Here is a 19839-nt window from a genome sequence, read left to right as displayed (position 1 = left end):
TCATCATGAATCTGGATCATTACATTGAAGAACTGAAAACGCTGGTGAACGTAGACTGCGGCACCCAGACTCTTACGGGCGTGGCAACGGTTGCAGGCATTATCGAAGCACTCTGGCAGCAGGAAGGCTGGCACACCGAACAGGTGGATTTAGGCAACCAGGTCGGGCCGGGTGTATTCGTGACCAATAAACCCCGGACGACGCACTTCGACGTGCTGCTGGTCGGCCATCTTGATACCGTGTTTGGGCCAGGTACCGTGGCCGAGCGCCCGATGAGCGAGGACGATTCTCGCCTGTACGGCCCCGGTGTGTCGGATATGAAGAGCGGACTTCTGAATATTTTGTGGGCGATGCGCGGGCTTGACGCAGCGGACAAAAATCGCCTGTCCATTGCCGTGGCGATGAACCCGGACGAAGAGACCGGTTCGGTACATTCTCACCAGTGGATTGGCGAGCTGGCAAAACGTTCTCGCTGCGTGCTGGTATGCGAAGCCGCACGCGCCGACGGCTCGCTGGTCAAAGCGCGCAAAGGAATGGCGGGCTATCACCTCACCTTTAGCGGTGTGGCGGCACACGCGGGTAACGACCCGGAGAAAGGCCGCTCGGCGATTACGGCGCTGGCGAACAGCGTTATCACCATCAACGCGCTGACCAACTGGGATCGTGGAACCACGCTCAACGTCGGGGTGATCCACGGCGGCAGTGCGGCGAACGTGGTGGCGGATACAGCCGTCGCTGAGCTGGATGTTCGCTTCTGGGAAAACGACGAGTACGACAGGGTGAATCAAGCACTTAACGCATTATGTGAAAAAGGCTTTTTAGACGGGGTGACGACCACCCTGACGCAGGTCAATCACAAGCCGGCGATGGCCACCAGTGAAGCGACACAGGTACTAATGCAGCAAGTGGAAGCAGCGGGAAAAGCGGAAGGCATTGCCATCACCTGGCAGGCGGTCGGCGGCGGAAGCGATGCCAACCACACCGCCGCGCTGGGCATCCCTACGCTCGACGGCTTAGGGCCGGTTGGCGCAGGATTCCACAGCCCGGCGGAGTGGCTGGATAAGGCGTCGATTGAGCCGAGAATTCGTTTGTTAAAGCGGATCGTGTCGATGATGTAATACGTGCCCGGTGGCGCTTCGCTTACCGGGCCTACGAAACCTGTAGGCCGGGTAAGGCGCAGCCGCCACCCGGCAACAGCGCTAACCCAGCACCATGGTACTCAACCGACAGGTACAGCAGCGCCGTCCCTGTTCGTCGAACACCACAATCTCCCAGCTCTGGCTGGAACGCCCCAGATGCAGCGGCTGACACACACCGCGCACCTTGCCCTGGGACACCGCGCGATGGTGCGTGGCATTCAGTTCTGTGCCCACCACGTTCTGCCCGTCGCGGGTCATCAGAAAACCGGCCATTGAGCCAAGCGTTTCGGCCAGTGCGGCAGACGCCCCGCCGTGCAGCAGGCCAAACGGCTGATGAGTGCGCACATCCACCGGCATTTCGGCCTCCAGCGTGTCGTCACCGATTTTGGTATAGACAATGCCCAGATGCGCCACCATGGTGTTCTGGCTGGTCGCGTTCAGTGCTTCAAGCGATAAATGACGTTTCCAGATCATCACGCCCCCAACGTGGAGCCGCCGTCCACCACAATATCCTGCAAGGTAATATGGCTGGCATAGTCGGAGGCCAGGAACAGAATGGTGTTGGCAATCTCCTGCGGACGGGCGATTTTACCCAGCGGAATACCAAGCTTAAACTGCTCGCCAAAACCGCGAATACGCAGCTGTTCTGCATCGTCACTTTTCCACAGCGTGCGCTGCATATCGGTATCGGTTGAACCCGGCGACACCAGATTACAGCGCACGCCGCTACCCGCCAGCTCCAGTCCGACGGTGAGCGCCAGGCTTTTCAGCGCCGCTTTTGACGCGCCATACGCGCTCATGCCGATACGCGGGGTATGCGCAGCGTCAGACGCAACGGTAACAATCACCCCGCCCTGCTGGCGGCGAAACTGGCCCATTGTCTGCTGGAACAGGTTAAACGCCCCGCCAACGTTCACGGCGAAGGTCTGCTGCCAGTCCTCCTGCGAAAGCTGATCCGTTGCGCCCATACGCAGGATCCCGGCGGCGTTGACCAGCACGTCAAGGCGATCAACAGAGGCGAGCACTCGCCCGCACACCTCAGTCACCTGCACGGAGTCCGCCACGTTAAGGGTTTCAGTGGCAAAGGGGTAATCCCCCAGCGGAAACGCCAAATCGAACCCGATCACCTGTGCGCCCGCCCCGGCAAATGCCAGAGCCGTTGCGTAACCAATGCCCTTACCTGCCCCCGTCACCCAGACGGTTTTGCCGGTAAAATCGAATCCTTCCATTACTTCACCTCGCGGGAGAGCAGCGCCCACCAGGCATCGAGGGTTGGGTTTTTCGCCAGCATCACAAAGTCGATATCGCCATGCACTTTGCGCCAGCGTGCGGCCAGCGCCATCATGCGCACGGAATCCAGACCGTAGTCGATCAGGTTTTCGTCATCCATTGGCTCATCGGACTCATCCAGCAGCGGCAGAATCATCGCACGCAACGCCTCTTTTGAGGCCGGAATGGATGGCAGCAGTTCCTCGGTCATCAGTACGCGGCCGGAACGCCCTGCCACGTAGTTCAGGGACATCAGGTGTTCTTCACGGGTGAAATCGGCCAGCGCATCGGCGATAAAGAACGGTTTGATGTCACGCATAAATGCATCGGTGGCGGTGGTCATGCAGCCGATATGGGCGTAAACCCCGGTGATCAGCAGTTGGTTACGCCCGGTTTCTTTCAGCATCAATTCCAGCGGCGAGCGGTGGAATGCGCTATAACGCCATTTCACCAGTACGGTGTCGGCTTCGTCTGGCGCCAGCTCCGCCACGATACGCTGCTGCTCCGGCGAACGGGTCAGACCCGGCCCCCACATGTCGTTCAGCAGGGCACGGTCTTCATCGCTCTGCTCTTTCGGCTGGGCGGTGTAGTAAACCGGAATGTTATGTTCTTTGCAGTAAGCGCGAATTTTGGCGATGTTCGCCACCACTTGCGCCATCATTGGACTGTTTTCACCCCAGAAATTCAGGAAATACTCCTGCATGTCGTGGATTAACAGCGCAGCACGCTCTGGCTCAAACGCCCAGTTCACTTTGTTGTTCGGCAGGTCTGCGGCAGTGGGCAGTGCGTAAGCGGTTAATTTTGGAATGGCCATGTTCGTGTTCCTCAGCCCTGGGCGCGTTCAGCGAGCCACAGGCGCAACTGTTTCTTATCGACTTTGCCGACAGGCGTTAACGGAAGCGCATCAACGCTCTCCACGCGGTCCGGCAGTTTGAATTCGGCAACGCCCTGTTCGCGCAGGAAGCGACGTACCTCTACCGCGCGCAGCGGCTGTTTCACCACCAGATATGCGCAGCTTTTCTCGCCCAGCAGGCTGTCTTCCATGCTTACCAGCGCCGCGTGGATCACCGACTCGTGGCGCAGCAGCAGGTTTTCGATCTCTTCTGCGGCGATCTTCTCGCCACCACGGTTGATCTGATCTTTCTCGCGCCCCTGTACGGTGATGTAGCCCTGCTCGTCAATGGCGATCAGATCGCCGGAGCAGTAAAAGCCGTTGGCATCAAAGGCGCTGGCGTTGTGCGCCGGGCTGTTGAAATACCCACGGAAGGTATATGGCCCGCGCGTCATCAGCCGCCCCACTTCACCGCGCGGCAGCGGGTTGCCATGCTCATCGGCTACCCACACTTCGTCATCCGGGCACATCGGGCGGCCCTGGGTGTTCATGATGCGTTCCGGGGAATCGTCGAGCGCGGTGTAGTTCACCAGCCCTTCCGCCATACCAAATACCTGCTGGAGCTGGCAGCCAATCTCCGCCGGAATGCGTGCGGCAAGCGTTGCAGAAAGGCGAGCGCCCCCCACCTGCAACAGCTTCAGCGAGCGCAACTGCGCGTTGCCCGCGCCTTCGGCAATCGCCTGGAGCCACAGGCTGACCGCAGGCGGCACCAGCGAGGTCACGTTAATCTGGTGTTTTTCAATCAGCGGGAAACAGAGCGTGGCGCTCGGATCGTTCGCCAGCACCACGCAGCCACCAGCCGTAAAGATGCCAAGCGATCCCGGCGAGCTCATGGCGTAGTTGTGCGCAGCGGGCAGCGCGTTCAGATAACGAGTGTCTGCGGTAATACCGCAAATCTCGTTACTGCGACGAATGCTGTAGTCGTAATCGTTGTGAGTACGCGGGATCAGCTTCGGCGTGCCGGTGCTTCCGCCAGAAAGCTGGAAGAAAGCCACTTCGTCGGCAGGTGTCGGGTTGGGGATGAAATTATCCGCCGGACGGGCAATCGCCGCGTCCAGTGCGTGCTCGCCGTTATCGCCACGCAGCAACACCACGCGCACCGAGCGGTGCTCATTCACAAATGCGGTGAGGAACTCATCGCCGGCAAACAGCGTGTGATCGCGATCGGCAATCAGCAATGCTGGTTTGATCTGCATCGCATAGGCATTCAGCTCGCTGCGCTGATGGCTGAAGAGCGCGTTAACGGGCGCAACACCCGCCTGTAACAGCGCAAAGAAGGTAATGTAAAACTCAGCGACATTTCCCAGCTGCACCAGCGCGGTATCGCCACGTTTCAGCCCCCGGGACTGTAACGAACTGGCAAGGTTATCCACCGCCTCATTAAACTGGCGGTAGGTATAACGGCGCTCACCGTCGATGATGGCCACCGCGTCATTATTGGCGTGGTGGGTCAGAATGCGGGTCAGAGGCAGATCCTGCCAGTAGCCTTTTTCACGATAGCGGCGGGCAAACTCGTCCGGCCAACGGGTAAAGGGGACAGTCATAATTGTTCCTTAGTGCAAACCAAAAACGTTCAGCATGGTGGAGAGCTTCACTCCGGTTTCACGCCATTCACCAACCGGTGATGAGGCAGGAACAATGCCCGCCCCGGCAAACAAGCGAACGGTCTTGTCGTGAATGCGTGCGCAACGGATGGTCACCACCCACTCGCCGTTGCCTTCGCTGTCACACCAGCCCACGATGCCGCCAAACAGTTCACGGTCGAACGGCTCCAACTCTGCGATCAGCTGTTTTGCCGCCTGATGCGGGAAACCGCTTAATGCAGGCGTCGGGTGCAACAGACACGCCAGCGTCAGTGCGTTTTCGTTTTCACGCGCCTCCCCTTCCACCGGCGTGGCCAGGTGCCACAGCGTCGGGGTGGTGATGAGCTGCGGGGATGCCGGCATACTCAGATGGTGGCTGCGTGGGGTCAGAATGGTTTTCATCGCCTGGGTCACCAGGTCGTGCTCGTGGCGATCTTTTTCCGAAGCCAGCAGCTTGTTGCCTGCTTCTCTGTCCAGCACATCATCCGGCTGACGACGCGCCGAGCCTGCCAGCGGCAGCGAGCTAAAGTGCGCGCCTTCTTTACGCAGCAGCAGCTCAGGACTCGCGCCCAGCAACACACCGCCATCTTCCAGCGGGACGTGGAAGTTAAAGCTGGCCGGGTTCTGCGCGATGAGCCGTTCCAGCAACGCGCCGCTGTCAATTTTCTCTTCGGTTGAGATATCAATCAGTCGCGACAGCACCACTTTGTTGACCTGCGGTGTGGCGGTCAGCGCAGCCGCACGCGCAACCATCTGTTCAAAGACCGGCTGCTGTGGAATTTCAGTGCGGGTGTTGACTGTCAGCGCCTGTGCATCAGAGAAATAACGTGAAGACTGCTGACGCGCCGGGCGAGAGAAGGTCTGCCAGCTTTGCGGAATAAACAGGGACGACGGTTCGCGCGTATCAAACGGGATAGCGCCTACCATAATCGGGTGAGCAATCCCGCTGGCTTTCGCTTTCTGGAAAGCCTGGGCGACTTTTTGCTGGAAAGCACCTGCCGGATCATCACCGCCAACGGCGGATTCAGATAAGCGGGTAAAACAGCCTGACGTGGTAAAACTGCGATAAGGCGACATAAAGAAAAAGCTGTCTGATTGCAGCGTGGTCGCGGTGTGCTGGATGTCCTCAGCCAATGACGTATCCATATCATCCTCCTCAAAATGATAAAAGCAGTAATAATGATTATCATTTATATTTTCGATGGCTAACCTAATCGCACAACGCCCTGGTGTCAACCGCAGAGCAAACAACTTGTGCGACTATCGCTTGCATCCCTTCGCTGCAATCATGAAAATGAGAAGCATTAACCTCAATAAAAACAGGATGCCACGTTGTGAAACTCCCTGCCGTTTGCCGTAACGCCCTTCTTTTAACAGGACTTTTTGTTTTAGGACTAACCTCAGCCACCGCCGCCGACTGGCCACGTCAGGTGACCGACAGCCACGGCGTTCACACGCTTGAAAGCAAACCCACGCGCATTGTTTCAACCAGCGTGACCCTGACCGGTTCCCTGCTGGCGATTGATGCACCGGTTATCGCCAGCGGTGCGACCACGCCAAATAATCGCGTGGCGGATGCTCAGGGCTTTTTGCGTCAGTGGGGAGATATCGCGAAACAGCGTAAGCTCACGCGTTTGTATATTGGCGAGCCGAGTGCCGAAGCCGTTGCCGCTCAGATGCCGGATCTGATCCTGATTAGCGCCACCGGCGGTGATTCAGCCCTCGCCCTCTATGAACAGCTTTCTGCCATCGCGCCGACGCTTGTCATCAACTACGACGATAAAAGCTGGCAAGAACTGCTGACACAGCTCGGCACCATTACAGGGCAGGAAAAACAGGCCGCGGCTCGCATTGCGGAATTTGATAAACAGCTCACCCAGGTGAAACAACAGATGAAGCTGCCGCCGCAGCCGGTGAACGCCATTGTCTATACCGCCGCCGCGCACAGCGCGAACCTGTGGACGGCGGAATCGGCGCAGGGCAAGTTGCTGCACCAGTTGGGCTTTACTCTTGCACAATTGCCTGCCGGATTGCAGACCTCAAAAAGTCAGGGCAAGCGTCATGACATCATTCAGTTAGGCGGTGAAAATCTGGCGAGCGGGCTGAACGGCGAAGGCCTGTTCCTGTTTGCTGGTGACCAGAAAGATGTGGACGCGATTTATGCCAATCCGCTTCTGGCGCACCTGCCAGCGGTGCAGAATAAACGCGTCTGGGCACTGGGAACGGAGACGTTCCGCCTGGATTACTACAGCGCAATGCGGGTGTTAGAAAGATTAAACGCATTGTTTAAGTAGGCATTTTCCCTCCCTCTCCCAGTGGGAGAGGGCTGGGGTGAGGGGGAACATACGGCTGTAGTGGTCATTCCGTTCACTTTATGTTCCTTGCTACTCTGTCACCCCATAACACGTGAACGTGCCAGGGTGGCTCACCGCCACCACCCTGGCGACCCGGGCTCCCGGCAAGAAAATCGCCGCTTCGCGGTGATCCTCAGCTTATTCCTTCCGGCTTTCGGGTCGGGCGCGATGCAGCGTCCATGCAAGTCGCGCCCTCTCGGCGCATCCATGCGCCTCGCCCCGGCCTACAGGAAACGCTTCGGCGATTTTCAGCCGGACCATGGCGCCGCGGTAAGTCTTTTATTTCAATGGCGAAATGTCATCGCTAAATAAAGACAAACATTACTGGGGAACCCTCAGCCCGGAGGGAGAGGGTGAGGGCATCAGGCCGCACTGTCATTCAACACAACGTCCTGCCGGAACCGTCTCAACTCCACCAGGCACACCAACAAAATTACCCCCACCATCGCCAGCGCAAAACCACTGCTGCTCGCCGATGCCATCGGGGTCATCATTGCGCCAAGCCCACCGAGGATCGCCGCGCCAATCGCATCACCCGTGACATTCTGTGCCGTCCACAGGCCATTAATACGCCCCAGCATCCCTTCCGGTGTCTGCGTCTGGATCAGCGTGTACTGCAACAGCGAGCTGATAGCACTCAGCCAGCCAAAGATCACCAGACAAATCACGCCCAGCGCCCACACCGGCATCAGGCTGAAGAAGCCAATCGCGATAAACGAAGCCAGCGTCGCTATCAGCATAATGAGCCCCGGACGCGCGCTCTGCGCCAGGTTGCCACTGGTCAGCGCGCCGCACGCCGCACCCAGCGGGATAGCCGCATACAGCACACCAATCTCGGACGCACTCATTTGCCACTCGCCTGCCAGCGCCGGGTAGAGCACGCGCACGGCACTCGCCATTGTCAGCAAACCGCCCAGCAGGGCGATGCCGCCAATCAGTGGATTACTGAACAGAAAACGGATCGCGGCCATCAGCGATTTCAGCGGGTGTTCACGCTGCTGCGGCGGTGGTGGCAGAACCGGTAAACGCAGCAACGTTAAGGTGGTGATAAACGTCCCCGCCGCCGCCAGGCCATAGTTCCACGCCACGTTGCCCGTTGCCAGTAGCAGGCCACCCACCATCGGCGAAATCACCGACCCCAGGCGCACGGTCAGCATGGTGATCGCCCCCGCCTGCATCAGGTTCTCGCGCCCGACCAGCGCAGGCGTTGCCGCCAGCAGTGCAGTCACCCCAATCGAGGCAAAAAAGCCGTCCCACAGCCCCAGCGCGTAAATCGCAATCAGCGACGGCTCCGGCAGCATGGCGTTCAGACACAACCCGATAAACCCCACCCCACAGGTGCCGCGCGCCAGCAGGATCAGCTTTTTGCGCTCGTACCTGTCTGCCAGTACCCCACCAACCATCAGGCCAATAAACATCGCCCCGCCGGTTAAGGTCACGGAAAGCCCCACCAGCCAGCTGGAGTGCGTCATCGCCTGGATTTGTACCGGCACGGCCACGCCGAGCAGGCCGAGGGATAAAATGGAGATAAAACGGGCGATAAAGACGGCGCGAAACGCCGGATGTGTTTTGAGCAGGCTGAGGTTGAGCAGCCAGGATTTTTGGGTCATTACAAGGCCTTGTCTGGTTTCTTTTATACCAATTCCATGGCGGCACATGCTAACATAGCCAAATAAGATAGATAACGATAATTACTATCATTATCAAATCATGGACGTTGCTATGTCGTTTTCCTCTTCCGCGGTGCGCGCCATTGCCGTGCCCGTTTTATTGCTGCTGTTGATCCTTGCGATTGCACTCAGTTTGCTGGTTGGCGCGAAATCGCTGCCGGCTTCCGTAATTGTCGATGCGCTCTCCGGCACCTGTCAGAGTGCCGACTGCACCATCGTGCTGGACGCCCGTCTGCCCCGCACCCTGGCCGGATTGCTCGCCGGTGGCGCGCTGGGTCTTGCCGGGGCGCTGATGCAAACGCTCACCCGTAACCCACTGGCCGACCCAGGCATTCTGGGGGTTAACTCCGGCGCCAGTTTTGCCATCGTGCTTGGTGCGGCCCTGTTTGGTTTAACCTCCCCCTCTGAACAACTGGTAATGGCTTTTTGCGGCGCACTGGCGGCATCACTGGTGGTGGCATTTACCGGCAGTCAGGGCGGAGGGCAGCTCAGCCCGGTACGGTTGACGCTGGCAGGCGTTGCCCTTGCGGCGGTGCTGGAAGGGTTAACCAACGGCATCGCTCTGCTCAATCCGGACGTTTACGATCAGCTGCGTTTCTGGCAGGCCGGTTCGCTGGATATCCGCACGCTTCAAACCCTGAAGGCCGTCATCATCCCGGTGACACTTGCCGCCGCCGTGGCGCTGTTTATGAGCCGCTCGCTCAACAGCCTGAGTCTTGGCAGCGACACTGCCACCGCGCTCGGAAACCGGGTTGCACGCACGCAGTTAACCGGGCTTCTGGCGATCACCGTATTGTGCGGCAGCGCAACGGCTGTGGTTGGCCCGATTGCCTTTATCGGTCTGATGATGCCGCATATGGCACGCTGGCTGGTGGGTGCCGATCACCGCTGGTCGCTACCCGTCACGCTGCTCGCCACGCCTGCCCTGCTGTTGTTCGCCGATGTTGTGGGTCGCCTTTTGGTTCCCGGCGAGCTACGCGTGTCGGTGGTGAGCGCGTTTATAGGTGCACCGGTGCTGATTTTCCTTGTGCGACGTAAACGCGGAGGTGGCGCATGATGGCTCCATCCCGGCGTTTACTCACCAGCGTATTCCTGCTGATTATCGTCAGTGTGTTGCTGGCGGTCTGGAGCCTGCGCAGCGGTGCGGTGACGCTCGATTTTTCCCAGGTCTTTAACGCCCTGACCGGCAGCGCACCACGCAATATCACCATGGTGGTCACCGAATGGCGGCTGCCGCGCGTCGCGATGGCCATTCTGGTGGGTGCGGCGCTGGGTGTCAGCGGGGCCATTTTCCAGTCACTGATGCGCAACCCGCTCGGCAGCCCGGACGTGATGGGCCTGAATACCGGTGCCTGGAGCGGCGTGCTGGTGGCGATGGTGCTGTTTGGTCAGCACCTCACGGCCATTACCTTTACCGCGATGGCCGGGGGGATTTTGACGTCACTGGTTATCTGGGCGTTGGCCTGGCGTAACGGCATCGACACCTTCCGCCTGATCATCATTGGCATTGGCGTGCGTGCCATGCTGATGGCCTTCAACACCTGGTTGCTATTGCAGGCCTCTCTGGAAACCGCGCTTTCCGCAGGACTGTGGTATGCCGGTTCGTTGAACGGTCTGACATGGGCTAAAACCTGGCCAGCTGCACCGCTGATCCTGCTGATGTTTATCGGCGCGCTATTGCTGGTTCGCAGGATGCGTTTACTGGAGATGGGCGACGACAGCGCCTGCGCGCTGGGGGTGAGCGTCGAGCGCTCACGTCTGATGCTGATGCTGGTGGCCGTGTTACTGACCGCTGCGGCCACCGCCATTGCCGGGCCGATTTCGTTTATCGCACTGGTTGCGCCACATATTGCCCGGCGGCTTTCCGGAACCGCGCGCTGGGGCTTAACCCAGGCCGCGCTGTGCGGTTCGCTGCTGTTGCTGGCGGCCGATCTGTGCGCCCAGCAACTGTTTATGCCTTATCAACTTCCGGTCGGTGTGGTAACCGTGAGTCTGGGTGGTATTTACCTCATCATCTTGTTAGTTCAGGAGTCACGCAAGAAATGACAGAGACAGCAACCCGCTTGCGCGGCGACAACTTAACCCTTGGCTACGGTAAAAAAATCATTGCTAAGGATTTGACCGTGGCGATCCCGGACGGCCATTTTACAGCGATTATCGGACCGAACGGCTGCGGTAAATCGACCCTGCTGCGAACGCTGAGCCGCCTGATGACGCCGGTTCACGGCAGCGTGTACCTCGATGGCGAGCAGATCCAGCGCTTTGCCAGCAAAGAGGTAGCACGCCGCATCGGGCTGCTGGCGCAAAACGCCACCACGCCTGGTGATATCACGGTGCAGGAGCTGGTGGCACGTGGTCGTTATCCCCATCAGCCGCTGTTCACCCGCTGGCGTAAAGAGGACGATGATGCAGTGAACCGCGCCATGCAGGCGACAGGCATCACCGGACTCGCTCAGCAAAGTGTGGATACCCTTTCCGGGGGACAGCGTCAGCGTGCGTGGATAGCCATGGTGCTGGCGCAGGAAACGTCGATTATGCTGCTGGACGAGCCTACGACCTGGCTTGATATCAGCCACCAGATTGATCTGCTGGAGTTGTTAAGCGAGCTGAACCGCACGCAAGGTTATACCCTGGCGGCGGTGCTGCATGATTTAAATCAGGCCTGCCGTTACGCTACGCACCTGATTGCGCTGCGGGATGGCGAGATTGTGGCGCAGGGCGCGCCGAAAGAGATTGTGACGCCGGAGCTTATCGAGCGCATCTACGGAATGCGCTGCATGATTATTGCGGATCCCGTGGCGGGTACGCCGCTGGTCGTGCCGTTGGGGAAACGTGCGGGCTGATGCCCTCACCCCGGCCCTCTCCCACAGGGAGAGGGAGCAAACCATCCCCTCGCCCCTATGGGGAGAGGGTTAGAGTGAGGGGAAGATTTGCACTATCCCAGTATATCCTTCAATACCGGCCCAATCTTCTCAAACGCCTGCGGTGAAATGATATCCACGTGGGCACAATCCTGGCTGTAAACCTCAAGCTCACCCACCCACGGTGCCCATGCCTGATGCGGGTCCTGGGTTCGCGTGCGCTCGGCGACAAACAGCGTCGCTTTGCCGTCAAAGCGTGAACTGTGCGCCGTCGTCAGCAAGCGCACGGCATCAGCGTAGTTGCCTTCAATGGCGGTAAACAGTTCACTGGAACCCTGCCCCTGCTGCGCGGCGATAAACGCCTGACGCTCGCGCTCAATTTCCGCCAGCACTTCAGGATCAAGGCCGTTTGCCTCTTTTTCCGCCCAGTTTTGCGTTTCCGGCGGCCAGGTATCCAGCAGGCCGAGGAATGCGACCGTTTCCCCCTGCTCACGCAGCCGCGCGGCAATCCCCTGCGCCAGCGTGCCGCCAAGAGAATAACCCAGCAAATAGTACGGTCCGTGCGGCTGCTGCGCACGCAGTGTCACCAGATGATGCCCAATCACGTCATCCAGATCGGCACACTGCTGCATCGGCCCGTCCGGGCGCGGGGACTGAATGCCCGTTATCGACCAGCGCGGGCTGAGGTAGCGCGCCAGCACGCTAAATTGCCAGGCAAAACCCGATGCCGGATGGAAACAGAACAGCGTTGGACCCTGGCTTTCACGCAGCGGCAACAGGGTTTCATACCCCAGACGCTGCGCCTGTTCATCGCTCATCTGCGAATCAAGCAAACTGCTAAGCTTACTGACCGTCGACGCCACCATAATCTGCCCTGGCGTCACCTTGCGCCCGAACGCACGGCTAAGCTGTGCCGCCAGGCGCATCGCCAGCAGTGAGTGCCCGCCAAGCGCAAAGAAGTCGGCTTCAGTATCATTCACCTCGCAGCCCAGCAAGGCGGAAAACGCCTGCGCCACGGCCACTTCGGTTTTGCTTTCCGGCGCACGGCCAGAGGTTTTGCTGGTCAGCTCCGGTAGCGGCAGCGCCTTACGGTCGAGCTTACCGTTGGCCGAGAGCGGCAGCGCGCTGATTTGCAGCAACACCACCGGCACCATATGCGGCGGCAACTGTGCTTTCAGCGCGACCAGCAGCGCCTCCCTGTCCAGCGGCAAACCGGACTCCGAAACGATGTACCCCACCAGCTGACGGGCATCACCGCCGGTTGCCGCCGCCTGGTTGAACACACATGCGTGCGCCACGGCCTGCGCCACGTCCGGCAGCGAGAGCATCGCCCGGTCGATTTCACCCAGCTCGATACGCTGACCACGAATTTTCAGCTGATCGTCGCTGCGGCCTAAATATTCCACCGCGCCGTTATCCAGCCAGCGGGCAACATCCCCGGTGCGATACATACGCTCGCCCGGCGCAAACGGGTCGGCAATAAAGCGGCTCGCCGTCAGGTCCGGACGCCCCAGATAGCCCTGCGCCAGCTGAATACCGGTAAGATACAGATCGCCCGCCACGCCAAACGGAACCGGGCGCATCATCGCATCCAGAATGCGCAGCCCCGTATTCCATACCGGGAAACCAATCGGCACGCTGTTGCCGTCAACCGCCGCCAGCTCAGGGCCAAACGCCGGATACCAGCTCACGTCCACAGCCGCTTCCGTTGGGCCATACAGGTTATGCAGCGGCGCACAGGTAAGCTGCTCCCACTCGCGGCACAGTTCGGCTGGCAGCGCTTCTCCGCTACAGAACACCTGTTTCAACGTTTTGCAACAGTCGGCATTTTCCGGCGTCAGCGAGGCCACAAATGCCGCCAGCATCGACGGCACAAAGTGAGTGGTGGTGACGCCATACTGGGCGAAGAAACTCTGCATCGCCTGCGGATCGCGGTGCGCCTCTGGCTCGGCCATTACCAGCTTCGCGCCAGCGATAAACGGCCACCAGAATTCCCACACCGAGACGTCAAAGCTACACGGCGTTTTTTGCGCCACCACATCACGCGCGTCCAGCGGATAGTGATCCTGCATCCACATCAGACGGTTGACGATGGCGGTATGTCCGACCATCACCCCTTTCGGGCGGCCAGTAGAGCCAGAGGTAAAGATGATGTACGCCGTCTGTTCCGGCTTCGCCAGGTTCAGCGGTTCGTGGCCCGCGACAGGCAGCAGTGTGTTGTAACTAAAGGACGTTATCGGCAGATCGCTAAAGCGCGGAAGCTGTTCGTCGGTGGTGATAAGCAGAGACGGTTTCGCATCTTCCAGCATCATCCGCAGACGGTCGTCCGGGTAGCCAGTATCCAGCGGCAGCCAGGCAGCCCCCGCTTCCACAATACCGTGCAGCGCCAGGGTCAGAAACACCGAGCGCGGCAAGGCCACCGCCACGCTGTCGCCCGGCTTCACGCCGCGTTCACGCAGCATGTTTGCCAGCGCCACCACCTGCTCGCGCATCTGGCGGTAGTTCAGCTCAATATGGGCATCCGCCAGCGCGGGCGCATCCGGCGTTTTACTCGCTTGTTCCGCCACCAGATGGGCAAGCGTGACAGAGGGTAAGGCCAGCCCGGTATCATTGATGCGCGCGAGCTGCTGATATTCTGCTTCAGAGACGGTTTCCACTTCACCGCAGCGCAGATCCGGGTTGGCGGCAAACTGGGTCAGCATCGCGTTCAGGCGCGCCACGTGACGTGTGAGCGTTGCCTCGTCGTAACGCTGTTTATTGGCAAGGATCTCAATGCTCAGCCCACCCTGCTCGTCCGGGAACAGCGCCAGCTCCAGATCGTTCACCGGCCCCGTTGCCAGCGTGTGGGTCGTGGCCGCCACGCCGTCGATATCCAGCTGGTAATCAAATACTTTGACGTTGAGCACCGGGCCAAACAGGGCTTCATCCCCTGCCGCACGCCCGCTGTCACGAACAATCTGTTCGGCGTCATAACGCTGATGGCGGCGCATTTTTTTCAGCTGATTCGCAAGACGCAGCGCCAGTTCCGGCAGGCTCTCCTGCGGGGCGATATTCACCGCCATCGGCAGAACGTTAAGCACCGGACCGGTTGCGGTGAGCGCTGCTGAACCCATGCGGCGCATAAAGATAAACCCGGCGGCGTAGTCCAGCCGTCCGGTCAAACGCCCAAGCCACAGCGCCACCAGCGCGAGTGCCAGGTCGGTGCGCTGCACCTGCCCTGCCGCCTGAGAAAGCTGGCTAAAGGCGTGGCTATCGGCCACCACTTTTAGCCGCAGAATGTCGGTAGTGGCTGCACGCCCCGGTAACGGCGCGGAAGAAAGCGATACAGGAGAAGGAAGCTGCTTACGCTGCTCTGCCCAGAATGCGCCATCGCGCTGATACGCCTCGCTGTCGCGATAGCGTTGGTACTCATCCACCACTTCAGCAAACGGCGTAAAGGGTGATGCAGGCGGAGTTTCGCCCTTTTTCCAGGCCGTATAAATAGCAGCGATCTGGCGGGTAATAGCCGGGAAACTGAAGCCATCCACCACTAAATGATGATATCGCTGATACCAGTACCAGTGGCGTTCCCCCACCAGAATCAGCTGATGAAATGCCAGCGGTTGACCGCTGTCCACGCGCAGATTCTGGTGAAGATCGGCCTCCATCAGCGCCACAGCGGCGGCGTGAGAATCGGCTTTTACGATCGAGGGTTCAGGCAACGACATCGCATCATCCACCCACTGCCACACCTCGCCGTTATCTTCTGTAAAGCGCGTGCGTAATGTGTCGGCCTGCATCATGCCTGCGACAATCGCTTTCGCCAGCAATGGCGCGTCAATATCGCCTTTCAGCTCGGTGTAATGCGCCACACTCCAGGCGTTCGGCAACGTGGAAAGTTGCTCCGCCATCCAGATCCCCGGCTGCGCGGCGACGAGAGGAAGATGTTTACTCATGCGCGTTCTCCCGCAAAATGGGAAGGCGTAAGCGTATGCCAGTGTTCAGCCAGCCACTGCTGGCACGCTTCCTGGGATTGCGGTTCACACACCACACGCCAGCCGGCAGGCAGTGCGCACTGTTGCGGCCACAGGCTGAATTCCGCCTGGTCGTTACACAAAATGGCGAACTGTCCCTGCGGATTATCGAAAGGATTACTGAATTCCATACAGACTCCGTTATTGAATAAGCGGCTGCCAGAGGGTCATCAGCCCCTGAGTCAGCCCACCGCGCCAGCAAAGCGCATCGTGTCCGCCGTCAACCTGACGCCAGATAACCGGTTGCTGTGTATGTTGTAGCTCGGCGTAAATCGCCTGATTTGCGCGGAAAATAAGCGGCTCGTTGCGCCCGGCCTCAAGGACAATGCGCAGACCGCGTGCGGTTTTTTCACCCGCTTTAAGTTGTTCGAGAAGCAGCCCTTCCTGCTGCGCACCACGGTGCGGCCACCAGTAGGAGCCTGACTGGCTCAGCACGCAGCCAAAACGCTGCGGCCAGTTAAGGCCAGCATAAAGAGAAGAGAGCCCGCCAAAACTTTGCCCCGCCACGACCGTGCGGTCGGCGCGGTCACTGAATGGCGTGGTGGTTTTCACCAGCGGGAGAAGCTCTTCCTGCACCGCCAGCCAGAAATCGGGGTTGCAGGGCAGCTCAGCGCTGCGATGAGCGGTATCGATAACATCGATCAGGAGATAGACCGCCGGCGGCAATTTGCGCTCAGCCGTCAGTGACGCCAGTGCCGGCCATACCGGCAGGCTTTCGGCCCAGAACTGCCCGTCGAGCAACACCGCCAGCGGGCTGTCCGGGCTGGCATCGCCAGTGGTAAAAATCCACACGCGACGACGATTGCGAAGCCGGTCGCTGTGCCATTCGATGCAGAGCGGCTGTCGGTAAGGGGTGTCAGGATGATCCCAGCCAGGCTGAACCGGTGCTTCGGGCATTTCCAGCGCCGATACCGGATGCCCGCGCCCGCCTCGCCAGCTCTGCGGATTCAACGGGTCGCACACCGCGTTGGGCAGCAGCTTGCGCCAGCCTTCACGCAGCGCCATGCGGTCAGGTTGTTCGCCATGAAATACCGCATCGGCAAAATCATGTTCGTTTTCAGAAGGGATAAAACAGTAGCTGCCGCGCCACTGCGGGCTGAACTCACCCTGCCACTGCCAGACGTCGGTTCCGGGAAGACGTTCGAGGGATTGCGGGCGGGCATTCTGGTGGTGATCGGTGACGCCGGTGATGTAGAGCCAGACGCGCTTCACCGCCGAAGATGCCTGCGTTCCTGCCGGGTCACGCCACCAGAATGTGACGTGATACATATCCTTTTCACGCACCCATTCAGGGCCGTTTTTCGACTGCCACCAGGCATCACTTCCCGTTGTTACCGCCGTCACGCTTTTAACCTCATGTTTATCGTGTCTTTTTTTGTTACAAGACAAAATTTATTGATAATATTATTGATAACTATTTGCATTTGCAATAGCGTAGTGCCCGCGCTGTGGGAAGCGCGCTCATAAAATAACCATGCCACGCGTTGTGTGCGCTCGAGGACAGGGCTGCTTACGCAAATGCGGGTGACAACATGCCGCCTCCTCTCCCTTTCGGGAACGGAGTCAGGGGATGCGGCGCGAAAAGCAGGACGTACAATGAATAAGAAGATTCACTCCCTGGCCTTGCTGGTCAACTTAGGGATTTACGGCGTCGCGTTGCCAGCAATGGCAGACGACACCACCGCCAACACCACTGCGCAGCACGAAGACACGATGGTTATCACCGCCGCGCAGCAGAACTTGCAGGCACCCGGTGTGTCGACCATTACGGCCGATCAAATCCGTAAAAATCCTCCCGCCCGGGACGTTGCCGAAATCATCCGTACCATGCCTGGCGTTAACCTGACCGGTAACTCCACCAGCGGTCAGCGCGGTAACAACCGTCAGATTGATATCCGCGGTATGGGCCCTGAGAACACCCTGATCCTGATCGACGGTAAGCCGGTTACCAGCCGTAACTCCATCCGTCTGGGCTGGCGTGGCGAGCGTGATACCCGTGGCGATACCGGCTGGGTTCCACCGGAAATGATCGAGCGTATCGACGTTATCCGTGGCCCGGCAGCAGCGCGTTACGGTAACGGTGCGGCTGGTGGTGTGGTGAACATCATCACCAAGAATTTTGACGACCAGTGGCATGGTTCCTGGAACACCTACCTGAATGCGCCAGAGCATAAGGACGAAGGTTCAACCAAGCGTACCAACTTCAGCCTGAGCGGCCCACTGGGCGGTGATTTCAGCTTCCGCATGTACGGTAACCTGGATAAAACCCAGGCCGATGCGCGGGATATCAACCAGGGTCATGAATCTGAACGTACTGGTGCCTACGCCGACACGCTGCCAGCAGGCCGTGAAGGGGTAGAAAACAAAGACATTAACGGCGTAGTGCGTTGGGACTTTGCCCCGATGCAGTCACTGGAGTTTGAAGCGGGCTACAGCCGCCAGAACAACCTCTACGCGGGCGATACGCAGAACACCAACAACGACAACAGCTCCAACGGCCTGGTGAAGAAAAACTACGGTAAAGAGACTAACCGTATTTATCGCCAGAACTTTGCCGTGACCTGGAACGGCGGCTGGGATAACGGTATCACCACCAGCAACTGGGCGCAGTACGAACACACCCGTAACTCCCGTCTGGGCGAAGGGCTGGCGGGCGGTCTGGAAGGCTTGTTCAACAGCAATAAGTTCACCGACACCGACCTGTCTGACGTGATGCTGCACAGTGAAATCAACCTGCCGATTGATTTCCTGGTCAACCAGAACCTGACCCTGGGTACTGAGTGGAACCAGCAGCGGATGAAAGATTCCACTTCTAACACCCAGACTCAGCAAGGCGGTACGATCCCGGGCATGAGCGACGATCGTAGCCCGTATTCCTCGGCTGAGATCTTCTCCCTGTTCGCGGAAAACAACATGGAGCTGACCGACAGCACCATGCTGACCCCGGCGCTGCGCTTCGATCATCACACCATTGTGGGCAACAACTGGAGCCCGTCCCTGAACCTGTCGCAAGGTCTGGGCGATGAATTCACCCTGAAGATGGGTATCGCACGCGCCTATAAAGCGCCAAGTCTGTACCAGACTAACCCGAACTACCTGTTGTACAGCAAAGGCCAGGGTTGTTATGCAAGCTCTGACGGCGTGGGCTGTTACATGATGGGTAACGACGACCTGAAAGCTGAAACCAGCATCAACAAAGAGATTGGTCTGGAGTGGAAACACAACGGCTGGCAGGCGGGCGTGACATGGTTCCGCAACGACTACCGCGACAAGATTGAAGCGGGTTATGCGCCAATTGGCCATACCTCTTCCGGTAAAGTACAGACCGATATCTACCAGTGGGAAAACGTTCCTAAAGCCGTGGTGGAAGGTCTGGAAGGCTCACTGAACGTACCGGTAAGCGATACGATCAACTGGACCAACAACATTACCTACATGCTGCAAAGCAAGAACAAGGAAACCGGCGATCGTCTGTCGATCATCCCTGAGTACACGCTGAACTCAACCCTGAGCTGGCAGGTACAACAGGATGTGTCGCTGCAATCGACCTTCACCTGGTACGGCAAGCAGCAGCCGAAGAAATACAACTACAAAGGTCAGCCTGTTACCGGCTCTGAGAAAGATGAAGTCAGCCCGTACAGCATTGTTGGCCTGAGTGCGACCTGGGACGTGACCAAAAACGTCAGCCTGACCGGCGGCGTGGATAACGTCTTTGACAAGCGTCAGTGGCGTGCGGGTAATGCCCAGACCACGGGTAACACCACGACGGGTGCCTATATGTACGGTGCGGGTGCGTACACGTATAATGAACCTGGCCGTACCTGGTATATGAGTGTGAATACACACTTCTAAGCAAGGTAAAAGCAAAACGGCAACCGAGGTTGCCGTTTTTTGTTTTTGCTAAGCGATGACATTACGCCATTGAAATAAAAGACTTACAGCGGCTCCATGGTCCGGCTGAAAATCGCCGAAGCGTTTGCGGAAGGCCGGGGCGACGCGCATGGATGCGCGGCGAGGGCGGCTTTACAGGGACGTTTCATCCGCCCGTCCCAGATTAG

Annotated in this window: 15 protein-coding genes; 6 read left to right on the top strand and 9 right to left on the bottom strand. The window is 58.9% G+C overall.

Going from position 1 to position 19839, the window contains the following annotated elements:
* Positions 1 to 5 precede the first annotated feature (5 nt).
* A complete protein-coding gene (locus F3J30_RS11655; protein WP_166717353.1) occupies positions 6 to 1118 on the top strand; it encodes a M20 family metallopeptidase in 1113 nt (370 codons plus the stop codon).
* A gap of 81 nt (positions 1119 to 1199) precedes the next feature.
* Here the strand turns inward: F3J30_RS11655 and entH are convergent, their stop codons facing one another.
* Genes entH through entC form a run of 5 tightly spaced genes read right to left on the bottom strand, consistent with a single transcriptional unit; the run spans position 1200 to position 6029 of the window.
* Entirely contained in the window at positions 1200 to 1613 is a 414-nt protein-coding gene (gene entH / locus F3J30_RS11650) for a proofreading thioesterase EntH (RefSeq protein ID WP_166717352.1), read from the bottom strand.
* On the bottom strand, positions 1613 to 2368 hold the full coding sequence (gene entA, locus F3J30_RS11645; protein ID WP_166717351.1) for a 2,3-dihydro-2,3-dihydroxybenzoate dehydrogenase EntA: 756 nt from the start codon (positions 2366 to 2368) through the stop codon (positions 1613 to 1615). Before entA ends, entH begins: the two co-directional genes overlap by 1 nt.
* Positions 2368 to 3222, bottom strand: a complete 855-nt coding sequence (locus tag F3J30_RS11640) for an isochorismatase (protein ID WP_166717350.1) — start codon at positions 3220 to 3222, stop codon at positions 2368 to 2370. The genes entA and F3J30_RS11640 overlap by 1 nt, the downstream gene beginning before the upstream one ends.
* Positions 3223 to 3233: 11 nt before the next feature.
* Positions 3234 to 4844, bottom strand: a complete 1611-nt coding sequence (gene entE / locus F3J30_RS11635; protein WP_166717349.1) for a (2,3-dihydroxybenzoyl)adenylate synthase EntE — start codon at positions 4842 to 4844, stop codon at positions 3234 to 3236.
* Positions 4845 to 4853: 9 nt separating this feature from the next.
* Positions 4854 to 6029, bottom strand: coding sequence for an isochorismate synthase EntC (gene entC / locus F3J30_RS11630; protein WP_166717348.1), 1176 nt, complete (start codon positions 6027 to 6029; stop codon positions 4854 to 4856).
* Between the two features lie 188 nt (positions 6030 to 6217).
* Here entC and fepB point away from each other — a divergent pair, with 188 nt between their 5' ends.
* Positions 6218 to 7177 (top strand): Fe2+-enterobactin ABC transporter substrate-binding protein, encoded by a 960-nt coding sequence (gene fepB / locus F3J30_RS11625; protein ID WP_166717347.1) that lies wholly within the window; start codon positions 6218 to 6220, stop codon positions 7175 to 7177.
* Between the two features lie 422 nt (positions 7178 to 7599).
* Here fepB and entS read toward each other — a convergent pair whose 3' ends face one another.
* Positions 7600 to 8847, bottom strand: a complete 1248-nt coding sequence (gene entS / locus F3J30_RS11620; RefSeq protein ID WP_166717346.1) for an enterobactin transporter EntS — start codon at positions 8845 to 8847, stop codon at positions 7600 to 7602.
* A gap of 112 nt (positions 8848 to 8959) precedes the next feature.
* Here entS and fepD point away from each other — a divergent pair, with 112 nt between their 5' ends.
* The 3 genes from fepD to fepC are packed head-to-tail and all read left to right on the top strand — an operon-like array spanning position 8960 to position 11750.
* Complete coding sequence (fepD, locus tag F3J30_RS11615) at positions 8960 to 9964, top strand: Fe(3+)-siderophore ABC transporter permease (RefSeq protein WP_211053223.1); 1005 nt, start codon at positions 8960 to 8962, stop codon at positions 9962 to 9964.
* Positions 9961 to 10953: an iron-enterobactin ABC transporter permease gene (gene fepG / locus F3J30_RS11610; protein WP_166717344.1), complete on the top strand. Its 993-nt coding sequence runs from the start codon at positions 9961 to 9963 to the stop codon at positions 10951 to 10953. The genes fepD and fepG overlap by 4 nt, the downstream gene beginning before the upstream one ends.
* Positions 10950 to 11750 carry an iron-enterobactin ABC transporter ATP-binding protein gene (gene fepC, locus F3J30_RS11605; protein WP_166717343.1) on the top strand — a complete coding sequence of 267 codons (801 nt, stop codon included), beginning with the start codon at positions 10950 to 10952 and terminating at the stop codon, positions 11748 to 11750. The genes fepG and fepC overlap by 4 nt, the downstream gene beginning before the upstream one ends.
* A 92-nt stretch (positions 11751 to 11842) precedes the next feature.
* Here the strand turns inward: fepC and entF are convergent, their stop codons facing one another.
* Genes entF through fes form a run of 3 tightly spaced genes read right to left on the bottom strand, consistent with a single transcriptional unit; the run spans position 11843 to position 17170 of the window.
* On the bottom strand, positions 11843 to 15703 hold the full coding sequence (gene entF, locus F3J30_RS11600) for an enterobactin non-ribosomal peptide synthetase EntF (protein ID WP_166717342.1): 3861 nt from the start codon (positions 15701 to 15703) through the stop codon (positions 11843 to 11845).
* Complete coding sequence (locus F3J30_RS11595; protein ID WP_014069263.1) at positions 15700 to 15912, bottom strand: MbtH family NRPS accessory protein; 213 nt, start codon at positions 15910 to 15912, stop codon at positions 15700 to 15702. The genes entF and F3J30_RS11595 overlap by 4 nt, the downstream gene beginning before the upstream one ends.
* Before the next feature lie 10 nt (positions 15913 to 15922).
* Entirely contained in the window at positions 15923 to 17170 is a 1248-nt protein-coding gene (fes, locus tag F3J30_RS11590; RefSeq protein ID WP_166717341.1) for an enterochelin esterase, read from the bottom strand.
* Positions 17171 to 17377: 207 nt separating this feature from the next.
* On the opposite strand from fes, the gene F3J30_RS11585 reads away from it, so the two are divergent.
* Entirely contained in the window at positions 17378 to 19633 is a 2256-nt protein-coding gene (locus F3J30_RS11585; protein ID WP_014069261.1) for a TonB-dependent siderophore receptor, read from the top strand.
* Positions 19634 to 19839 lie beyond the last annotated feature (206 nt).

The organism is Enterobacter sp. Tr-810 (assembly GCF_011752765.1).
GTDB lineage: Bacteria > Pseudomonadota > Gammaproteobacteria > Enterobacterales > Enterobacteriaceae > Enterobacter > Enterobacter soli.
Note: the sequence above shows the minus strand (reverse complement) of the source record. Positions and strands in the feature narration are given on the sequence as shown.